Source organism: Curvibacter lanceolatus ATCC 14669, from assembly GCF_000381265.1.
Classification (GTDB): domain Bacteria; phylum Pseudomonadota; class Gammaproteobacteria; order Burkholderiales; family Burkholderiaceae_C; genus Curvibacter; species Curvibacter lanceolatus.
The window spans coordinates 20,813-39,850 of sequence record NZ_KB906285.1; the positions used below are offsets into that span (position 1 = coordinate 20,813).

The window sequence follows — 19,038 nt, forward strand, 5'->3', positions numbered from 1 at the left end:
GATGGCACCCCTTCCATGATCAAGACAAGCCACGTTCTGGCGCCTCTGGCGCTCACCCTGTTTTGCAGCGCCGCCCTGGCGCAGGCCAGCGGCGAACCTGCTGCTGCCGAAGCCTCGGCCCACACGCTCACCGGCAACCTGAGCCTGGTGTCGGACTACCGCTTCCGGGGCATTTCCCAAAGCTGGCGCCGGCCGGCCGTGCAAGGGGGCTTTGACTACACCCATGCCAGCGGCTGGTACCTGGGCAACTGGAACTCCAGCGTGTCGTCCAACAGCTACAACAACGGGGCCAGCCTGGAGGTCGACCTCTATGGCGGTTACCGCTTTGATCTGGCGCCGGAGTGGGGCGCCGACCTGGGTCTGCTGCACTACCTCTACCCGAGCGCACGCCTGAACAGCGCACCGGCCCAGCCGAGCGCCAACGCTTACGACAACACCGAGCTGTACGCCGGCCTCAGCCACGGCCCTTTCAGCGCCAAGCTCTCGTATGCGGTCAGCGACTATTTCGGCCTGAAGGGCGACACCGCCGCCTATGCCTACTGGAGCGCCCTGCCCAACCGGGGTGGCTCGCGTGGCAGCACCTACCTCGACCTCAACTACAACCTCGATCTGGGCGACCAGCTCACGCTGGGCCTGCACCTGGGGCACACCTCGGTGCGCCATTACGGCGAGCTCTCTTACACCGACTACAAAATCGGCCTCACCCAGGATTGGCACGGCCTGAACCTCGGGGCCGCGCTGGTGGGCAGCAATGCCGACACCGCTTACTACCAGGCCGGCAATTCGGCGGGCGCCGACGCCAGAAAGCTCGGCCGCCCCAGCGTCGTGCTCTCGTTGGGCAAGACCTTCTGAGCGTCACCAGGGCGTTGTCATTGAGCGCTGCGCTTCGGGCATGAGGCGCGGCGGCCTAGGGGTTCCGGGCAGGCCTGTCGCAGGCCGCCAGATTCACGCACGCGCAACTGCCGGGGGCAGCGGCAGCCTGCCCCGGGGCCTTGCCGACTGGCGCACCCCGATCCGTTCGGTTCAGCTCACCGGGTCCTGGCTGGGCTGGGGGTTCAAGGCCTGCCTGGCGGCCTGCACATCAGCCCATATATTGGCAAACACATCGGCCCCCACATCGGCCCTCATATCGACGGGTTGGGCCGGCGCGTCGACCCGGGCCAGCGCCTGGCTCAGGCCGGCTTGGGCCTCGGCCTGGCGGGCTGTGCCTTGCCACAGCCGGGCCAGCGCGGTGGCGCAGCGCAAGGCCAGCAGGTGGGCCCCCTGGGCCTGGGCCTGTTGCCAGCCTTGCTGGTACAGGCCGGCTGCCTCGCTGCTGTGGTCGCCCTGCGGCTGTTGCATCAACGCATCGCCTTGCAGCCGCAGAAAGTCGGCCACCAGGTGCAGGTCGTGGTTGGCCTGGGCGCGTGTCAGCGCGTCGCGGGTCACGGCCAGGGCCTCTTCGCTGCGCCCCAGCCGCAACAAGGCATCGGCCAGGATGTGCATGAAGGTCAGCTCGATGATGCGAAACGCCTGCCGGGCCCCGGCCACGCCCTGGTGCAGGGTGTCCAGCCCGCGGTCGTCGCCCTGGGTGGCCAGGGTCCAGCCCAGCACGGTGGCACCGCCGGCCTGCCACAGCAGCAACTGGTGGCGTTGGCCGTGGGCCAGCAACTCGTGGCTGAGTGCGGCCGCCCCCTCCAGATCACCCAGGTGGCGGTGCAGCACCGCGGCGCAACCCAGCGCATAGCCCAGGCTGTGCGCGTGGTCGAGCTGGCGTGCGTATTGCACGTTCTCCTGCGCCAGGGTGCGGGCGGCTTCCAGCCGCCCCTGCAGCCAGCAGACCCAGCTCAGCAGGGCGCGTGCGGCCACGCCGATGTCTTCGCCAAAGCGGCGCACCAGGGTGCTGCCCGACACCTGGCGGCTCAGTGCCACGGCTTCTTCGAGGTGCGCCTGGGCCTGCACCAGCTCGCCCAGCCACAAGGTGTTGTTGCCATAGGCATAGGCCACGGCCAGCTGGGTGGCGGCGTCCGGGTTGGGGCCGGCCTGGTCGCGCAGGCGGTCGGCAAACTCCAGCGGGTGCTCGTCGGCACTGCTGCGGCCCACCATCCACAGGCCCCACATCAGGGGAAAGCGGTCCTGCTCGGGCGGGGCCAGGGCGCTCAGGGCCCAGGCCTGCATGAAGCAGGTCTTGGCGGCTTCCGATCCATAGCCTTCGGTGGCCACCAGCAAGGTGCCCAAGGCCACCTGCAGATCCAGCTCGGTGCGCACCCGGTAGGCCTCAGTGGGGGGGCAGGGCCTGCAAGGCCGCCAGCCCGGCCTGGAAATCGTGCAAGGCCTCGGCATGGGCCGAGCGGGCGGCAGCCTGGCGGCCGGCCGCCAGCCAGGCCTGGGCGGCGCCCGGGTCGGTGGCCTCGCTCAGGTGGTGGGCCAGGATCTCGGGGTGGGCCTGCAGGCGTTCGGCAAAGTGGGTGCGCAGCACCTGGGCCAGCCGGGCGTGGATGGCCCGGCGCTCGGCCTGCGGCAGCGACTGGTAGGCGGCATCGCGCACCAGCGCATGCTTGAAGTGGTAGGCCCCGCTGCGCTGGCGGCGCAGCAGGCCGGAGCGCAGCAAAGCCTCCAGGCCCGCGGCCACCCGCTCGGCCGGCTCACCCAGGGCCAGCAGCAGGCTGTCGCTGAAGTCGCGCCCGATGGCCGCCGCCAACTGCGCGATGTGCTTGGCCGGGCCCAGGCTGTCGAGCCGGGCGGCCAGCACATCCCACAGCGAGTCGGGCACCTGCTCGCTCAGGCCCGCCTGCCAGGCGCGGGTCAGCTCTTCCACAAACAGGGGCACGCCATCGGCCCGGCTCACGATGGCGGCCTGCCAGGCTTCGCTCAGGGCCTGCGGTTCGGCCAGGCTTTGCGCCAGTTCACGCGCGGCGTGGGTGGACAGCGGGCCCAGGCTCAACTCGCCCATGCCACTGTGGGCCAGTGCGGGCGGCAGGGTCTGGCGCGAGGTGGCCAGCAGCAGCACGGGGCTGCCCTGGGCCACCAGGCGGGCCAGGGTTTCCAGGGTGGCTCCGTCGGCCCAATGCAGGTCTTCCACCCACAGCAGCAGGGGCCGGCCTTGGCCCAGGCCAGCGATCAACTCGCACAGCAGAGCCTGTTCGCGGCGCTTGCGCTCGGCAGGGTGGGTGTCGTCCTGGGCGGCGGCTTCCAGGGTCTGGGGCCGGCTGTCCAGCAGCCCCAACAGGTGCCTGAGGTGCTCTGGCTGGTTCAGGCCGAGCGTGGCCAAGGCGCTGCCCAGGCTGGGGTCGCGTCGGGTGGCGGCGTCGCTGTCCAGCCCCAGCCAGACGGGCAGGCTTTCGAGCAACGCGAAGTAGGGCGTGTGGGCCGATTCGGCCTGGCAACGCAGTGTGAGCACTGTGCCGCCCTCGTGTTGCACCTGTCGGGCCAGGGTGGCGGCCAGGCGTGATTTGCCCAGACCCGGTTCGGCGCGCAGCAGCAGGGCCGCGGCCTGACCGCTCTGGCCCACCTGCTGCCACAGCTGGGTCAGTTGTGTCAGTTCGGTCTGCCGGCCCAACAGCCGGGGCGGCTGGGGTTCGCTCCCCTGATCGATCGGGGTTGTGGGCCGTCGGGCCAGCAAAAGCGCATGTGAGTGGGCGTCCGGGCCCTCACCCGGGGCCCACTGGAAGTGGCTGTGCAGTCGCCGCTGCAGGGTCTGCCCCAGCACCAGCCCGCGGGCTGGGGCGTGCCAGGCCAGGCGGCGCGCTTCACGCGCCAGGGTGCCGGCTTCGTCAGGCCGGTTGGCTTCGCTGCTGCCATGGCTCCAGCCGGCATGCAGGCCCACCCGCCAGCTCAATGCGGCCAAAGGCTGCAGTGCCGCAGCCAGGTCCAGCGCGGCTTCGGCTGCGTCCCGGGGGGCCTGCTCCCGGGCCACCGGGTGACCGAAATAAGCCAGCAGTTCGGCGCGTTCGGCCAGGGCCACATGGGCCCCGCGGGCTTGCAGGCTGGCCACCGCGCGGGTCAAGGCCTGCTCAAGCAGGGCGGTGGCTTCTTCGCCGGGGTTGATCAGATCCAGTTCGGCCACGAGGGCCACCAGCCGGCGCCGCTCGACCCGGGCCGGCCGCTGCGCGCCAGCGGGGGCTTGGCTTTGGCATTGGCGCTGAATCTGTTCGGCCAGTTGCAGTGTCTGCGGGCTGGGGCGCACGCCGAGTTCCTGTTCCAACTGGAGCTCGAAGGTGCCAAAGTGGGCCAGTGCCGCCTCGGGGCTGTGGCGGGCCAGCAGCCGCATGCAACTGCGTTGCAGTGATTCGCGCCAGGGCTCCAGTTCGATGGCGCGCAGCGCGTGTTGCAGGGCCCGTGCGGTTTCGTGGCGCTGTTCGTGGTGGGTGATCAGCTCTTCCAGCAAGGCCAGGGCCAGCCGGTGCAGGGCATCGCGGCGCGCTTGCAGCCAGGCCTCGAACTCCGGCGCATCGGGCAGGCTCAGCCCGCTCAGCAAAGGGCCACGGTACAGCGCCAGGCGCTGCTCCAGTTGCTGGGCCAGTTCTTCCGGGCTGATCAGCACCGCTGTGGGGCTGCGTTCGAACTCCGGCACATCAAAGTGTGTCGACGCCGGGCTGTTCAACCGCAGGGCGCGGGGGCCACCACTGATCCAGTCGGCCCCGGCCGGTCCCAGGCCGCGGCGCAGGTCGAACACGCAGCGGCGCAGGTTGGCCCGGGCCTGTTCGGCCTCCAGATCGGGCCACAGCAACTGGGCCAGGGCCTCGCGCGGGTGCTCGGCAGGCTCCAGGGCCAGGTAGGCCAGCAGGGCGCGCACCTTGTCATACGGAAATGCCAGCGGCGGGCCCTCGTTGAGGCGAACCTCGAACGGACCGAAAAAACGCAGCGACAGACCTGTCCCGGAAGCACTTGAAGAGAGAAATGGAACCATTCAACAAGCCGCCCGTCGGGCCCCAGCTGGCCTAAATGTTAAAAAATGATTCTAGATGGACGGTCAATCCCCCTGGCGGCGTTTACTTTTTTGTTACCAAACGATACTTCGAAGGCGGTCATGTTGCCCGGGGCTTTACCGGGCAAACGACTGCTTCAGAAACTCGATGAAACCGCGCACCCGAGAGGCCGATTGATGGCGCTGCGGGTACACCGCATGGATGTCGGCGTCCGGCGTGCCGTAGCCCGGCAGCACCTGCACCAGGCGGCCGCTTTTCAGGTGGCGTTCGATGTCCCATTCGGCCCGCATCAAGATGCCGTGGCCATCCAGCGCCCAGTTGACGGCGATCTCGCCGTCGTTGGTGCTCAGGGTGCCCCGGGTCTTGATCGCTTCGGCGCGGCCTTGCCGGCCGCGCAACGGGCTCAGGCGCCACAGGCCGTAGGCCTCTTCGCCCTGGCGGATGCCGATGCAGTTGTGCCCCATCAGGTCGTTGGGCACCTTGGGGGTGCCGAACTGCTTCAGGTAGGCCGGCGCCGCGCACAGCAGGCGGCGGTTGGGGGCAATGCGCTGGGCGATCACACGCGCATCGGGCGGGGCACCGAAGCGGATGCAGACGTCATAGCTGTCGTCGCTCAGGGGCGGTGGGTTCACCGACAGCTGCAGCTGAACCTCCACCTTGGGGTAGGCGCGGGCGAAGCGGGAGATGATGGGCGCGATGTGGCTGCGCCCGAAGCCCAAGGTGGCGTTCACGCGCAGCAAGCCGCTGGGTGTGGACTGCGAGACCCCCAGCAACTCGGCCATGTCATCGATCTCGCCCAGGATGCGGCGCGCATGGGCCAGGTACAGCTCGCCCTCGGGCGTCAGGCTCATGCGGCGCGTGGTGCGGTTGACCAGCAGCACCCCCAGGCGGGCCTCGATCTGGGCCAGGTGCTTGCTCACCGCCGGTGTGGTCACGCCCAGTTCGCGCCCCGCCGCACTCAGGCTGCCAGCGCTGGCCAGCACCGAGAAAAACCCCAGGTCGGCGGGTTGAATGAGCTCGGACATGGCGTGATTGTTGAATTCAAGTAAACAGTGGTTTCACTATAGCGGCGCGCCGCCAGGCCCGGGCCTGCCTACAGTGGCAGCACTCAATATCTGTCGGAGACAACAAGCCATGAAGACCTACGCGATTGCAACCATCCCCGGCGACGGCATCGGCAAGGAAGTGGTGCCCGCAGGGCAGGTGGTGATGCAGGCCCTGGCGGCCACCAGCACGGGCTTTCGCTTCGAGTTCGAGAACTTCGACTGGGGCGGCGACCACTACCGTCGCCATGGCGTGATGATGCCTGCCGATGGCCTGGAGGCGCTGCGCCGCAAGGACGCCATCCTGTTCGGCTCGGCCGGCGACCCCGACATCCCCGACCACATCACCCTGTGGGGCCTGCGCCTGAAGATCTGCCAGGGCTTTGACCAATACGCCAATGTGCGGCCCACCCGCATCCTGCCCGGCATCGATGCACCGCTCAAGCGCTGCCGCCCCGAAGACCTGAACTGGGTCATCGTGCGCGAGAACTCCGAGGGCGAGTACTCGGGCGTGGGCGGGCGGGTGCACCAGGGCCACCCGATCGAGGCCGCCACCGATGTGACCATGATGACCCGGGTGGGCGTGGAGCGCATCATGCGCTTTGCCTTCCGCCTGGCGCAGTCGCGCCCGCGCAAGCTGCTGACCGTGGTCACCAAGAGCAACGCCCAGCGCCATGCCATGGTGATGTGGGACGAGATCGCCGCCCAGGTGGCGCTCGAGTTCCCCGACGTGAAGTGGGACAAGGAGATCGTCGACGCCGCCACCGCCCGCATGGTGAACCGCCCGGCCACGCTGGACACCCTGGTCGCCACCAACCTGCATGCCGACATCCTCAGCGACCTGGCCGCCGCCCTGGCCGGCAGCCTGGGCATTGCGCCCACCGGCAACATCGACCCCGAGCGCCGCTACCCCTCGATGTTCGAGCCCATCCACGGCTCGGCCTTCGACATCATGGGCAAGGGCCTGGCCAACCCGGTGGGCACCTTCTGGTCGGTGGTCATGCTGCTGGAGCACCTGGGCGAGCACGCGGCGGCGCGCCGTTTGATGGCCGCCATCGAGGCCGTCACCGCCAACCCGGCCCTGCACACCGGCGACCTGGGCGGTCAGGCCACCACCCAGCAGGTGACCGAGGCGGTGTGCACCCACCTGGGCGCCCCCGCCCACTGAACCCAGCGAGCTGAGAGCCCGCCCTGGCGCCTTGCCGCAGGGCGGGTCAGGCCGCCGCATGGGGCCTCAAAAATACAAGGAGACAGACATGACTTCACAGAGACTGGGGGCCGCCGTGCCCAGCCGGCGGCGGGTGTTGCAGGCCGCCATGGCTGCGATCACCGCCATCACCGCCATCACCCCCTTCACCGGGGCGCAGGCCCAGCAGACCTGGCCCTTCAAGCCGGTGACCCTGGTGGTGCCGTTTCCGCCCGGGGGCACCACCGACGTGCTGGCGCGGGCCCTGGGCACCGCCCTGGCCAAGAGCCTGGGCCAGCCCGTGATCATCGACAACCGCCCGGGCGCGGGCGCCACCATCGGTGCCGACTACGTGGCCAAATCCAAGCCCGATGGCTACACCCTGCTGATGGGGGCGGTGCACCACACCATTGCCACCAGCGTCTACAAAAAGCTGCCCTACGACTTCCAGAAAGACTTTGCCCCCATCACCACCGTGGCGGTGGTGCCCAACGTGCTGGTGGTCAACAGCAGCACGCCGGTGCGCAACGTGGCCGAGCTGGTGGCCCTGCTCAAGGCCCAGCCCGACAAGGGCACTTACGGCTCCAACGGCAATGGCACGGCCCAGCACCTGATCGGCACCCAGTTTCAGAACAGCACGGGCGTGGCGCTGACCCACATCCCCTACAAAGGCAGCGGCCCGCTGGCCACCGATTTGCTGGGCGGCCAGATTCTGATGTCCTTTGACACCATCACCCCGGTGCTGCAGCACATCCGCAGCCACAAGCTGCGGGCCCTGGCGGTCACCACCGCCACGCGCTCGCCCGCGCTGCCCGAGGTGCCCACGCTGGACGAGGCCGGCCTCAAGGGCTTCAACATCGGCACCTGGTTCGGCGTGCTGGCGCCGGCGGGCACGCCGCGCGACATCGTGGCGCGCCTCAACACCGAGATGGTCAAGGTGATCCAGTCGCCCGAGTTCATCAAGCGCATGGACGAGATCGGCGCCCAGCCCGTGGGCGACAAACCCGAGGACATGGCCCGCACCCTCAAGACCGAGACCGAGCGCTTTGCCGAGCTGGTCAGGGTGGGCAAGGTGGTCATGGAGTGAGCGCTGCGGCCATCCGGTGCCGCAGGCCCCGCCGGGCTTCTATCCCGAGCGCCACACGGGTGATCTGCACGGCTTCTATAGTGCCGTCATGACCCACCCGAACCGCCCCACCTCGCCCTCATGGCCCCAACCTGCCACCCTGGCCCGATCCGCACCCACGCGCCGCCTGTGGTTGCTGACCGCCCCCGCCCTGGCGCTGGGCGTCTGGGCCCTGGCCCCGCGCCGGGCCCAGGCCCAGATGGCCGCCAGCTTGCTCGAAGAATCTGACCCCGGCGCCCAAGGCCTGGCCTACCGGGCCGACGCAGCCAAGGTGGACCCGGCCAAGAACCCCACCTACAAACCCGGCCAGACCTGCGCCAACTGCTCGCTGTACGCAGGCGACGCGGGTCAGCCGCAGGGCGGCTGCGCCTTGTTCTATGGCAAAGAGGTGGCGGCCGCGGGCTGGTGCAACGCCTGGGAGCGCAAGGCCGGCTGAGGCGGCCGGCGAGGGTGGCGAGGCGTGGCGCTCAGCGCCCGTTGCGCACCAGGCGCACCGGCAGCTGCGATTTCTTGGCCACCTCGCCATTCATCTCGCCCGTGCCCAGGTCCACCGACCAGCCCTGCAGAAAGCTGAGCCGGTTCACCGATTCGCCCGACACCCCGCGGCTGATGTTGTCATAGCGGTAGGCGTTCACGCTCTGGCCATTGGTGCGCGTGGTGGACGACCAGTGCCAGCCCAGGGGCGCATCCGGAAACAGCTTGGGGTCCAGGCCCTCGTCCTGGCGGTTGAGCTTGACCAGGCGTTGCAGTTCTTTGGCCGTGGGCAGGCGCCACGCCAGGCCGCTCTCGCGCTGGCGCTCGGTGGCGCGTTGCATGGCCTCGGCCCGGGTCAGCAGCACAGGGCGGTCCAGGCAATGCTTGCCGCTCCAGCGCATGCCCTCGGCGCAGCGCGCCCAGATCAGGCCAGAGGCCGTTTCCTGCACCTCGTCGCCGTCCGGATCACGGGCTTGCAGCGCGGCAGGCTCGGGCGAAGCCGCCTGGGCGCAAACGGCCCCACCGAGCAGCAGAACAAACACCAATGAGCGGGGCAGGGCAGAGATCATGATCTGGATTGTGCCCAGCCCCTTTGCGCCTCAGCTTGCGTTTCTTCAAATGGCTTGCACATTCGCTCGCCACAATGAATGGGCACAGGCCCCCCGCAGGGGCGGCAGGTTGCATGACAGTTCAAGGAATCGTTTCATGATCAAGGTTTCGCGGGAGTGGGCCACGCCGCTCACCATCGGTGTGTTTGGGTTGATGGGGGTCACCGGCCTGCTGATGTTCTTCCATTGGGACAACAGCCTGCAGAAGACCCTGCACGAATGGGTGGGCTGGGGGATGGTGGCCGCGGTGGTGGTGCACGCGCTGGCCAACTGGCTGGGCTTCAAACGCTATTTCAAGCCGGGCCCGGCCCTGTGGGTCATGGCGCTCTTTGCCCTGGTGTTGGCTGGCTCCTTCGTGCCCTGGCCGGGTGGCGCCCCAAAAGGCCCCTCCACCCCGGGCCTGGCTCTCCAGGCCGTGTCGGGCGCGCCCATCCGCCTGCTGGCGCCCCTGTATGGCAAGACGCCTGAGCAGGCCCGGCAGGCCCTGACACAGGCCGGCATCACGCTGGCTGACGACGAGGCCAGCCTGGCCAGTGCCCTCGGCAAAGACCGTGAGCGTCTGGGCGTCGCCCTCAGGGCACTGGCGCAAGGTGGGGCTGGCGCGCCGCGCTGACATTCAGGCGGATACACGGGGCGCCTGCTGGGGGTGATATGAGGGCTGATCGCCCCTGATATCCGGCGATGGCGATGCACGGCAGCAGGTAATGTCGGGTGTGTCATGAACATCAACACCGCCTACCTCAGCTCGCTCCTGGGTTCTTCGGCCTCCACGGGGTCCGGGTCTCAGGCCACGCAAGCGACCGGCGCCCTGGCGGCGGCCTCGGCAGCGCTCTCCAAGACGGCCACCCGCATCCAGGCCGATGCGACCGCCACCACGGCGCAACTGTCGTCATTCGGGCAGCTCAAGTCGGCCTTGGCCAGCAGCCAGACCGCCGCACAGGCCTTGACCAAGCTGTCATCGGCTTCGTCTGCCACGGATGTGACCCAGGCCATGGGCGACTTTTTCAACGCCTTCAATGCGGCGGTGAAGGCCGCCAAGACCACGGCCGCCGTGCCCGGCTCGGCGCAGGCCGCGCAAGCGGCGGGGCGGGTTGGCCGTGACCTCGATGGCGCCTTGACCGGGGGCGTGGCCAACCAGAACGCCATGAACAAGCTGGGGCTGTCGGTTCAAGCCGACGGCACCCTGAAGCAGGACGCCAGCAAGTTCGCCGCGGCACTGGCCAAAGACCCGGCAGGGGTGGCGGCGGCGCTGGCCCAACTGGGCAAACAGGTGCAGACCGCCGCCAGCAAGGAACTGGCCAGCGACGGCAATGTCGGCAACAGCGTGGCCAAGCTGACCCAGCACAGCAGCGCCTTGACGCAGCAGCAAAAGGCCATGCTGACCCTTCAGCAGAGCACGGGCTTGTCGGTCTACCAAAACGCAGCGAGCCAATAAAGAAATGCCCCTGGCTGGAATGCCCCAGCCAGGCGCGGTGCTCGCAGCCCGGCGTGTTCCCGAACGCCTTTGTGCAGGAGAACTTCGGCATGAGCGAGGGCCTGCTGATGTTCGTGCGCCGTGGCGACAGCGAAGAGGTGCTGCTGGAGACCTGCGGCCGCCCGGTCTGCCCCGATGATGAGGTGCGGCTGATCGACGAAGAAGGCCGCGAAGTGGCCGACGGCGAGGTGGGCGAGCTGGCCTGCCGCGGCCCCTACACCTTGCGGGGCTACTACGGCGTGCCCGAGTACAACGCCCGCCAGTTCACCGCCGATGGCTTCTACCGCAGCGGCGACCTGATGCGCAAACACCCCTCGGGCAACTACATCGTCGAGGGCCGCAAGAAAGACCTGATCAACCGCGGCGGCGAAAAGATCAGTGCCGAAGAGGTCGAGAACCTGATCCTCATGCACCCGGCGGTGCAAAACGTGGCCTGCGTGCCCATGCCCGACCCGGCCCTGGGCGAGAAGATGTGCGCCTTCGTGATCCTGCACCCAGGCCAGCGGCTGGACCTGCCGGCGCTCAACGCCTTCCTGCAGCGCCAGGAGATCGCCAAGTTCAAGCTGCCCGAGCGGCTGGAGCTGCTGCCCGAGTTCCCGGTGTCCACCTTCGGCAAGGTGTCCAAGAAGGCCCTGGGCGAGCAGATTGCGGCCCAACTTGCCGCCGAAGCCCGCGTCCCCGCCTCAGCCTGAACCCTGCACGGGCCGCCGTGGCCCGTGCCCTGCCCACCCCTCATTGAAACCGGAGCATCCCATGCGCATCATCGATCTGCACTGCTACCCAGGCACCCAGACCTGGATCGACTCACAAGGCCCGTACCCCGAGGCCCTGGCCACCTACTGGAAACGCGACTGGGTCGCCAAGTCCGAACGGGAGGTTGTGGCCGAGTTCACCGCTGCCGGCGTCGAGGCCTGCATGGTGGCCCTGGACCTGGAGACCACCGTGGCCACGCCCCCCTGCACCAATGACTACGTGAACGGCTTCTGGCAACGCAACCGCCCCCGGGTCATCCAGTGCTGGGGCGCCATCGAGCCCGCCAAGGGTGAGATCGCCATCCGCCAGGCCCGGCACGCCGTCAATGAGCTCGGCTTCATGGGCTTTCACTTCCACCCGATCATGCAGCACTTCGCGGTCAACGACCGCCGCTACTACCCGCTGTTTGAAGAGATCAACGCCCTGGGCGCTGCGGTGATGCCCGACGTGGGCACCACCGGCATGGGGGCCGGCATGCCCGGTGGCCATGGCGCCAAGCGTGCGCCACGCCCACCCCGGCGCCATCGACGAGCTGGCGGCCGACTTCCCCCAACTCAAGATCATCATGGCCCACCCGGGCTGGCCCTGGGTGGACGAGACCACGGCCGTGGCCCTGCACAAGGGCAATGTGTACTGGGAGATGTCGGGCTGGGCGCCCAAGCACTTTCCGGGCAACCTCAAGGTCGACATCCGCGGCCGCCTGCAGGACAAGATCATGTTCGGCAGCGACTACCCCAGCCTGCCGTATGAACGCATCCTGCGCGAATGGGCCGAGCTCGGCTACAGCGATGCGGTGATGGAGAAGGTCATGCACGGCAATGCCGAGCGGGTGCTGGGGCTGTGATGCAGCAGGTCTACCTTTGTGATGGCCTGCGCACCCCGGTGGGCCGCTATGCCGGTTCGCTGTCGGGCATCCGCACCGACGACCTGGGCGCCCTGCCGCTGCAGGCCCTGATGGCACGCCACCCCGGCTACGACTGGGCGCGTGTGGACGAGGTCTACATGGGCTGCGTCAACCAGGCGGGCGAGGACAACCGCAACGTGGCCCGCATGAGTGCGCTGCTGGCCGGCCTGCCCGTCGGCATCGCTGCGGCCACCGTCAACCGCCTGTGTGGCTCGGGGCTGGAGGCCCTGGCCAGTGCCTCCCGGGGCATTGCCAAGGGCCAGCTCAAGGCCGCCCTGGCCGGCGGCGTGGAGAGCATGAGCCGTGCCCCGCTGGTGATGCCCAAGGCCGGCACGGCCTTCTCGCGCCATGCCGAGGTGCATGACAGCACCATCGGTTGGCGCTTTGTGAACCCGCGCATGCAGGCGCTGCACGGCACCGACGCCATGTGCGAGACCGCTGAGAACGTGGCGCAGAAGTTCGGCGTCTCGCGCGCCGACCAGGACGCTTTTGCCTGGCGCAGCCAGCAGCGTGCCACCGCGGCCCAGGCCCAGGGCCTGCTGGCGCCCGAGATCCTGCCGGTGCCGGTGGCGGGTGCCCGCAAGGGCGAAAGCCGCCTGTTCGAGCACGATGAGCACCTGCGTGCCGACACCACGCTGGAAAGCCTGGCCCGCCTGAAGCCGGCCTTCCGCGAAGGCGGCACGGTCACCGCCGGCAATGCCTCGGGGGTCAACGACGGCGCGGCGGCCTTGTTGCTGATGGGCGAGAGCGAATTGGCCCAGGGTGCGTTCAAGCCCATGGCCCGCATCCTGGGCGTGGCCACCGCCGGGGTGGAGCCGCGCCTGATGGGCATTGGCCCGGTGCCGGCCGTGCGCAAGCTGCTGGCGCAGACCGGCCTGTCGATCAGCGACTTTGACGTGATCGAGCTCAACGAGGCCTTTGCGGCCCAGGGCCTGGCGGTGCTGCGCGAACTGGGCCTGCCGGACGATGGCGAGCACATCAACGCCTGGGGCGGGGCCATTGCCTTCGGCCACCCGCTGGGCATGTCGGGGGTTCGGCTGGCCCTCACGGCGGCCCGCCAGCTGCAGCGCATCGGGGGGCGCTATGCCCTGTGCACCATGTGCATCGGCGTGGGCCAGGGCATTGCCCTGGCGATGGAGCGGGTGTGAGCGCCATCCGCACCGCCCCTTCCCTGGCCGCGCTGCCAGAGCCCGTGCTGCTGAAGCAACGCCCCAGCCCCGGCGTGGTGCTGCTGCGCCTGAACCGGCCCGCCGTGCTGAACGCCCTGAACCTGGCCCTGCGCCAGGCCTTGGCCGAGGCCTTTGTGCGCCTGGATGCCGATGCCTCCGTGCGGGTCATCGTGCTGGCCGGGCAGGCGCGGGCCTTTTGCGCGGGTGCCGACCTCAACGAGTACCTGCACGCCACGCCCCTGGACATCATGGACCGCCAGATGGACCGCCTGTGGGGCGCCATCAGTGCCTGCCGCAAGCCGGTGCTGGCCGCCTTGCGGGGGCACGCCCTGGGCGGGGGCTGCGAGCTGGCCATGCATGCCGACATCGTGCTGGCGTCAGAGACGGCCAGCTTCGGCCAGCCCGAGGTGGCCATCGGCCTGATGCCCGGAGGGGGCGCCACCCAGCGCCTGACCCGTGCCGTGGGCAAGTTCAAGGCCATGCAATGGCTGCTGACCGGCGCCCGCTTCAGCGCGGCGCAGGCCTGTGCGGCAGGCCTGGTCAGCGAGGTGGTGGCCGACGAGGCGCTGGAGCCCCGGGCACTGGCCCTGGCACTGGGCAAGGCCTGCCTGCAGGTGAGCGCACCACGCGGGCCCGAATCGGCCCTCACCCCCGATCAGATGAGCGAAGACTGCCTGAGCCTCAATGTGTGGCGACCCGCCGCGCCAGCCGGGGGCCCACTGCCAGTGCTGGTGTGGATCCACGGCGGTGCCTTCCGCCTGGGCTCGTCCGCGCTGCGCTTGTACGACGGTGCGGCCCTGGCACGCCAGGGCGTGCTGGTGGTCAGCCTGAATTACCGGCTGGGGGTGTTTGGCTTTCTGGCCCACCCCCTGTTGCGGTCGCTGGCGGGCCAACCCCTGGCCAACCTGGGCTTGCTCGATCAGATCGCGGCACTGCACTGGCTGCGGCAGAACCTGCCGGCCCTGGGCGGTGACCCAGGCCGCATCACCCTGATGGGCGAATCGGCCGGCGGGGCCTCGGTGGCCTACCTGATGGGGTCGCCGCTGGCGCGGGGGCTGTTCCAGCAGGCCATCGTCCAGTCGGGCGCCCTGGATCTGCCCGAGTTGAGCCTGGCGCAGGCCCAGCAGCGGGCCGAGGCCCACTTGCGCCCCCTGTTGCCCGCCGAGTCGCGCCTGGCCGATCTGCAGGGCCTGCCGGCGGCCCAGTTGCTGGCCCTGCCCATCCCCCGGCCTGACACCATGCCGGTCATCGACGGCGTGGTGTTGCCGCAAGGCCTGGTGGCCGCGTTCAAGCAGGGGCAGGCCGCGCGCATCCCCTTGCCGATCGGCAGCAATGACAACGAGGCTGGGTTCTTTCCGCCTGACTGGAGCCTGGGCGCGGTGCGGGGCATTGGCCCGGCCTGGCCGCAGGTCAAGGCAGCCTATGGGGCCAGCGTGGACGCCTCCGATGCACCGGTCGCAGCCCGCGTGGCCACCGACCTGTTTGCCACCTTGCCCACGGCCCAGGTGGCCCAGGCCCACAGCGCCCAGGGCCTGCCGGTGTACCGCTACCTCTTCACCCAGGTGCCCGCTTCGCAGCGGGCCAGCCAGGCCGGCGCCATCCACACGCAAGAGATCCCCTGTGTGTTCGGCAACCTGTTGCCAGCCCAGCAGGGGGCTGAAGACCTGGCCGTGTCCGAGCGTGTGCAAGCCCGCTGGGTGGCCTTTGTCCGATCGGGCCAGCCCCAGGCCCAGGCCCAGGGGCTGCCCGAATGGCCACGCTGGCAACCCCTGCCTGCGGCAGGGCAGGTGCTGCGAATTGATGGCGCGGGCGACAGCCTGCAGGCCGAGCCCTCGGGCCTCACCGAGGCGCAACGCCAGGCGTGGCCGGCTTTTCACATGAACTGAGATGGGCGTGCTGTGGGGGCACACCTGCCTCGGCACGGCACCTTTCAAAGCCACTTCTCCAAGCGACTTCAATGCCCCTTCTGGGGGCTTTTTTGGGTTGCTGCAAGAGTCGCTGCAGTCCGTAAGGCGCTCAAAGTGATGCCTGGCGGCTGATCGAGGAGGGATCTCCGATTTCTGGTTGAAGCCACTACCAAGGCGCGGCCCGCCCTGTGGTAGGTGTCATGCGCATGGATGATGGCAAAACCCGAGAATGCCGGCAAAAAAGGACCTGTGTTTTTAAACACCCTGGATGCTACATACGCAGTACCAAGGTGCCGGTTCATGATTGCACCGGGCTGTTTATTGACAATAGGCGTAAGCAGTAATCGTAGAGCCACCGCCTGACCCGTATGTACAAGTCCAGGAAGTTGTACTCGCACGTCTGCCATTGGAGAGTGCATCGTTGGTTGGGGCAGAAGTTGCGCATCCCCCGCTGATGACGGCCCCTGTCGTACAAGACGCCGTAACCGAAATGGCTCCACCTCCACCCGTCGAGGTGGAGTTGCTGTACTCGGTGAGACTGAACGTCGCCCCACCCGTGGCGCCTGTCGCGCCCGTTGCCCCTGTAGAACCGGTAGCACCGGTCGGGCCTGTGCTCCCTGTAGCACCCGTGCTGCCTGTTGCACCAGTGGGGCCGGCGACAGAGCTTGCGGCACCTGTTGAGCCTGTGGCACCAGTGGATCCAGTTGGTCCTGTAGTGCCCGTGGCCCCGGTGCTGCCCGTGGCTCCGGTTGGGCCCGTCACCCCGGTGCTGCCTGTAGCCCCCGTTGGACCCGTCGCCCCGGTTGGACCCGTGGCGCCTGCGCCGGTGGCGCCAGTCGGTCCCGTGGCACCGGTTGCGCCAGTTGGACCTGCAGCGCCGGTTGCGCCCGTGGCGCCGGTCAAGCTACCTGAGCATGGCCCGAGTTGCCCGCTGGAGGCATTGAAGCAAGTCACGTTGCTGGTGCTTTGTGCTGCGGCAGACGGCAGTCCGGGGATGGTCACTGCGCCTGCGTCCTGAACTCTAAATCTGGTCGAGGTGCCCGTACTGTCAGTGACGGCAAATCCCCCCCCGCTTGGTGGCGTCATGGTGATGTCTGCTGCCGCACTGTGCACAGACATCTGCATCAGGAAAGCCGCAGATATTGCCAAGGCGATCTTTTTCTTCTGGAACAAGTTGCTCATGATCATGCACTCCGTATATTCAAAATGGTTTTTTCTGTCGGGCTTAGCTGTGCTCACGTCTTTGTTGCCAAACCATCAAAGCTGTCAGCAGCAGGCCCAGCATCAGCAGACCCCATGTCTGCAAGGTCGGAATGCCTTGGCTATTTGTCCCAGCGCCGATCTGGACATTATTCAGGTTGGTATTGACTTGGTTGACATGGGCATTGGGTCCCAGATTGATGACGGCGGGTGAACCGGAAGATGAGACCAATGTGATCGGCTGGCCATTTGTGCCTTGCAGGGTCAGTGTTCCGTTAACCGTGATGTTCGACCCTGCAGGAATCACGAAGGTACTGCCACTCGTGCTGCTGAGGGTCAGGTTGTAAAACACCGTGTTGCCACTGAGTTGCATGGGACCGGCTGTACAGCCATTGTTGAAGACCACGGTGCTTGTGCCAGCCGCAAACGTCCCGTTGTTGCTCCAGTCGCCGCTGAGGGTGATGGTGCTTTGGCCGGCATCGACGGCACCTGAGGCGGCAATGGTGACGGCATTGGCGCTATCGACCTGTGCCGAATTCATATTGAGTGCGCCCTGCACCGTGAGTGCAGCGCAAGCAAGGTTCATGCTTGAACCGCTGGGTAGATTCGATGTGCCCCCAGGGGGAACAGTGAATCCACTTTGTGCATAGCCGTTAGCCGTAAAAACCAGCAGTAAACCTCCTACTGCTGCCCAGCGGTTAAAAAACATTTTCATTTGCCGCCTTTTTGTTATGAATTTTGTGAATGTAGCATCGGTCGTCATTTTTTGTACAGAAAATCGATATGGCGGGTGTCCTGATAAGGGTTTCTTCTATGCATGACGGGGAGCGGCAACGTATCGCGGACGGCGCCCTGAGTTTCATTCAGACGAATCCTGCTGACCCAGCGAATGCTGGGTTCCGTTGTGCAACGCTGCTCAGGCCTCAGGCCTCAGGCAGCAGCAACCACTTTTTGCCTGATTTCTGCGGACATTGCCCCTTCCTGCCTCGAGGCGTCTTTCATGGCCCGCCTTCGCCATCTGAACCCCGTCACCTGCGCCCAGATCGGCCGATCATTGGGGGCGGCTCAGATAACCCGGTTTACCATTCAGTTCGGCGACCGTATCCACATCAATTGCAGGCCGAACCGGTCACAAAAATTGGACTCATTCAAATCCGGAGCAAACAAATGCCCCAAATCTGCCTGAACATGATCGTCAAGGACGAGGCTCGGGTAATCGAGCGGTGCCTGCGTTCTGTCAAACCTTGGATCGATCATTGGTTGATTGTTGATACAGGGTCCTCCGACGATACGCCGCAACGCATCCAAGCGGCCCTGGCAGGGGTGCCTGGTGAATTGGTTCACCGGCCGTGGCGAAATTTCGGGCACAACCGAACTGAAGCACTTCAATTGGCCAAGGCCAAGTCGGACTATCTTCTGTTCATTGATGCCGACGAGCAGCTCGGCGCAGAGCGTGGGGCACATTGGCCGCGGGTCATGGACAAGCCTGCATACTCCCTTGAGGCCAGGTACGCCGAGCTTTCCTATGACCGGGTCAGTCTGGTGTCTACACGCCTGGACTGGCGATGGTGTGGCGTTTTGCATGAATACCTAGATGCAGGGCAGCCGGTTGAGCAGCCCCGCATGCCTGGCTTTTGGATACAGGTAACGCCGGATGGGGCGCGTTCCGGCGATCAAGACAAGTTCCGCAAAGACGCAGCAGTGTTGGAGGCGGCCTTGCTCGACGAGCCGAGCAACGCACGTTATGTGTTCTACCTGGCCCAAAGCTATCGCGATAGCGGTCAGTTGGAAAAGGCGCGCGATGCGTACGCGCGCCGCTCATTGCTGGGTGGCTGGGAGGAAGAGGTTTGGTATTCGCTGTATCAGGTGGCCCGGCTCTCCGAAGCGCTTGGGCTGTCTCAAGAAGTGATTGTGCAGTCCCACCTTCTCGCATTTGAGACTCGTCCGCAGCGAGCAGAAACCTTGACAGCGTTGGCCACCTACTGCAGATCCAAAATGGCTTGGCATCAGGCGTATCTGTTCGCTTCAGATGCCGCCCGTCGCCCGATACCGACGGATCGCTTGTTCGTCGACATGTCGGTCTACCACTGGCGTTCGATGGATGAACTTGGAATTGCCGCGTATTACACAGGGCGGCTGGCGGAAGCTGCCGATTGCTGGAAGAAACTGCTGCGTCAGCCAGAATTGCCGCCCAATGAAAAGTCCAGGATCTCAGCCAACATGGCTTATCTGCCTGAACCGTTGCGTGTTGCGAGTTGATCACCAGGGGCGTCGGCGATTTTGAAAT

16 protein-coding genes and 1 pseudogene are annotated in these 19,038 nt (G+C 67.3%); 12 read left to right on the forward strand and 5 right to left on the reverse strand.

All coding sequences use genetic code 11. The features are described 5' to 3' along the window. The first annotated feature begins 15 nt into the window (after positions 1-15). Complete coding sequence (locus F624_RS0129660) at positions 16-852, forward strand: TorF family putative porin (protein WP_019578015.1); 837 nt, start codon at positions 16-18, stop codon at positions 850-852. Between the two features lie 171 nt (positions 853-1,023). On the opposite strand, the gene F624_RS0129665 is transcribed toward F624_RS0129660, so the two are convergent. The 3 genes from F624_RS0129665 to F624_RS0129675 form a co-directional block, all read right to left on the reverse strand. After that, the gene (locus F624_RS0129665; protein WP_031256737.1) at positions 1,024-2,247 is read right to left on the reverse strand and encodes a tetratricopeptide repeat protein; all 1,224 of its coding nucleotides are present in this window, start codon (positions 2,245-2,247) and stop codon (positions 1,024-1,026) included. A 10-nt stretch (positions 2,248-2,257) separates the two neighbouring features. After that, positions 2,258-4,888, reverse strand: coding sequence for an ATP-binding protein (locus F624_RS0129670; RefSeq protein ID WP_084679802.1), 2,631 nt, complete (start codon positions 4,886-4,888; stop codon positions 2,258-2,260). Between the two features lie 135 nt (positions 4,889-5,023). Next, a complete protein-coding gene (locus tag F624_RS0129675) occupies positions 5,024-5,932 on the reverse strand; it encodes a LysR family transcriptional regulator (RefSeq protein ID WP_019578016.1) in 909 nt (302 codons plus the stop codon). Between the two features lie 109 nt (positions 5,933-6,041). Here F624_RS0129675 and F624_RS0129680 point away from each other — a divergent pair, with 109 nt between their 5' ends. The 3 genes from F624_RS0129680 to F624_RS35430 all read left to right on the forward strand — a co-directional run bounded on the left by F624_RS0129680 (position 6,042) and on the right by F624_RS35430 (position 8,698). After that, positions 6,042-7,118 (forward strand): tartrate dehydrogenase, encoded by a 1,077-nt coding sequence (locus tag F624_RS0129680; protein WP_019578017.1) that lies wholly within the window; start codon positions 6,042-6,044, stop codon positions 7,116-7,118. An 88-nt stretch (positions 7,119-7,206) separates the two neighbouring features. Further along, on the forward strand, positions 7,207-8,223 hold the full coding sequence (locus tag F624_RS0129685) for a Bug family tripartite tricarboxylate transporter substrate binding protein (protein ID WP_031256741.1): 1,017 nt from the start codon (positions 7,207-7,209) through the stop codon (positions 8,221-8,223). A 16-nt stretch (positions 8,224-8,239) separates the two neighbouring features. Continuing rightward, a complete protein-coding gene (locus F624_RS35430) occupies positions 8,240-8,698 on the forward strand; it encodes a high-potential iron-sulfur protein (protein ID WP_019578019.1) in 459 nt (152 codons plus the stop codon). Between the two features lie 31 nt (positions 8,699-8,729). Here the strand turns inward: F624_RS35430 and F624_RS0129695 are convergent, their stop codons facing one another. Further along, positions 8,730-9,305, reverse strand: a complete 576-nt coding sequence (locus F624_RS0129695) for an Lcl C-terminal domain-containing protein (protein WP_019578020.1) — start codon at positions 9,303-9,305, stop codon at positions 8,730-8,732. 136 nt (positions 9,306-9,441) lie between these two features. Here F624_RS0129695 and F624_RS35435 point away from each other — a divergent pair, with 136 nt between their 5' ends. The 7 genes and pseudogenes from F624_RS35435 to F624_RS33745 all read left to right on the forward strand — a co-directional run bounded on the left by F624_RS35435 (position 9,442) and on the right by F624_RS33745 (position 15,530). Then, positions 9,442-9,957, forward strand: a complete 516-nt coding sequence (locus tag F624_RS35435; protein WP_019578021.1) for a DUF4405 domain-containing protein — start codon at positions 9,442-9,444, stop codon at positions 9,955-9,957. A 105-nt stretch (positions 9,958-10,062) separates the two neighbouring features. Then, the gene (gene fliD / locus F624_RS0129705) at positions 10,063-10,779 is read left to right on the forward strand and encodes a flagellar filament capping protein FliD (protein WP_019578022.1); all 717 of its coding nucleotides are present in this window, start codon (positions 10,063-10,065) and stop codon (positions 10,777-10,779) included. Between the two features lie 53 nt (positions 10,780-10,832). After that, positions 10,833-11,510 carry an AMP-binding enzyme gene (locus tag F624_RS0129710; protein ID WP_019578023.1) on the forward strand — a complete coding sequence of 226 codons (678 nt, stop codon included), beginning with the start codon at positions 10,833-10,835 and terminating at the stop codon, positions 11,508-11,510. Positions 11,511-11,733: 223 nt separating this feature from the next. Continuing rightward, a pseudogene (locus F624_RS36330) lies at positions 11,734-11,970 on the forward strand (amidohydrolase family protein); the annotation flags it as partial. An 88-nt stretch (positions 11,971-12,058) separates the two neighbouring features. Then, complete coding sequence (locus F624_RS36335; RefSeq protein WP_019578025.1) at positions 12,059-12,415, forward strand: amidohydrolase family protein; 357 nt, start codon at positions 12,059-12,061, stop codon at positions 12,413-12,415. Then, the gene (pcaF, locus tag F624_RS0129720; protein ID WP_019578026.1) at positions 12,415-13,623 is read left to right on the forward strand and encodes a 3-oxoadipyl-CoA thiolase; all 1,209 of its coding nucleotides are present in this window, start codon (positions 12,415-12,417) and stop codon (positions 13,621-13,623) included. Before F624_RS36335 ends, pcaF begins: the two co-directional genes overlap by 1 nt. Continuing rightward, positions 13,620-15,530: a carboxylesterase family protein gene (locus F624_RS33745; protein ID WP_019578027.1), complete on the forward strand. Its 1,911-nt coding sequence runs from the start codon at positions 13,620-13,622 to the stop codon at positions 15,528-15,530. The genes pcaF and F624_RS33745 overlap by 4 nt, the downstream gene beginning before the upstream one ends. Before the next feature lie 1,246 nt (positions 15,531-16,776). Here the strand turns inward: F624_RS33745 and F624_RS34485 are convergent. Next, positions 16,777-17,466 (reverse strand): IPTL-CTERM sorting domain-containing protein, encoded by a 690-nt coding sequence (locus F624_RS34485; protein WP_169426726.1) that lies wholly within the window; start codon positions 17,464-17,466, stop codon positions 16,777-16,779. Between the two features lie 452 nt (positions 17,467-17,918). On the opposite strand from F624_RS34485, the gene F624_RS0129740 reads away from it, so the two are divergent. Further along, entirely contained in the window at positions 17,919-19,010 is a 1,092-nt protein-coding gene (locus tag F624_RS0129740) for a glycosyltransferase (RefSeq protein ID WP_019578030.1), read from the forward strand. Positions 19,011-19,038: the final 28 nt, after the last annotated feature.

What these genes read in the sequence shown, in the direction of transcription:
- F624_RS0129660 (WP_019578015.1), top strand. Translation starts at nt 16, where the DNA reads ATGATCAAGACAAGCCACGTTCTGGCGCCTCTGGCGCTCACCCTGTTT.
- F624_RS0129670 (WP_084679802.1), bottom strand. Translation starts at nt 4,888, where the DNA reads ATGGTTCCATTTCTCTCTTCAAGTGCTTCCGGGACAGGTCTGTCGCTG.
- F624_RS0129675 (WP_019578016.1), bottom strand. Translation starts at nt 5,932, where the DNA reads ATGTCCGAGCTCATTCAACCCGCCGACCTGGGGTTTTTCTCGGTGCTG.
- F624_RS0129680 (WP_019578017.1), top strand. Translation starts at nt 6,042, where the DNA reads ATGAAGACCTACGCGATTGCAACCATCCCCGGCGACGGCATCGGCAAG.
- F624_RS0129685 (WP_031256741.1), top strand. Translation starts at nt 7,207, where the DNA reads ATGACTTCACAGAGACTGGGGGCCGCCGTGCCCAGCCGGCGGCGGGTG.
- F624_RS0129695 (WP_019578020.1), bottom strand. Translation starts at nt 9,305, where the DNA reads ATGATCTCTGCCCTGCCCCGCTCATTGGTGTTTGTTCTGCTGCTCGGT.
- F624_RS35435 (WP_019578021.1), top strand. Translation starts at nt 9,442, where the DNA reads ATGATCAAGGTTTCGCGGGAGTGGGCCACGCCGCTCACCATCGGTGTG.
- fliD (WP_019578022.1), top strand. Translation starts at nt 10,063, where the DNA reads ATGAACATCAACACCGCCTACCTCAGCTCGCTCCTGGGTTCTTCGGCC.
- F624_RS36335 (WP_019578025.1), top strand. Translation starts at nt 12,059, where the DNA reads ATGGCGCCAAGCGTGCGCCACGCCCACCCCGGCGCCATCGACGAGCTG.
- pcaF (WP_019578026.1), top strand. Translation starts at nt 12,415, where the DNA reads ATGCAGCAGGTCTACCTTTGTGATGGCCTGCGCACCCCGGTGGGCCGC.
- F624_RS34485 (WP_169426726.1), bottom strand. Translation starts at nt 17,466, where the DNA reads ATGAAAATGTTTTTTAACCGCTGGGCAGCAGTAGGAGGTTTACTGCTG.
- F624_RS0129740 (WP_019578030.1), top strand. Translation starts at nt 17,919, where the DNA reads ATGCCCCAAATCTGCCTGAACATGATCGTCAAGGACGAGGCTCGGGTA.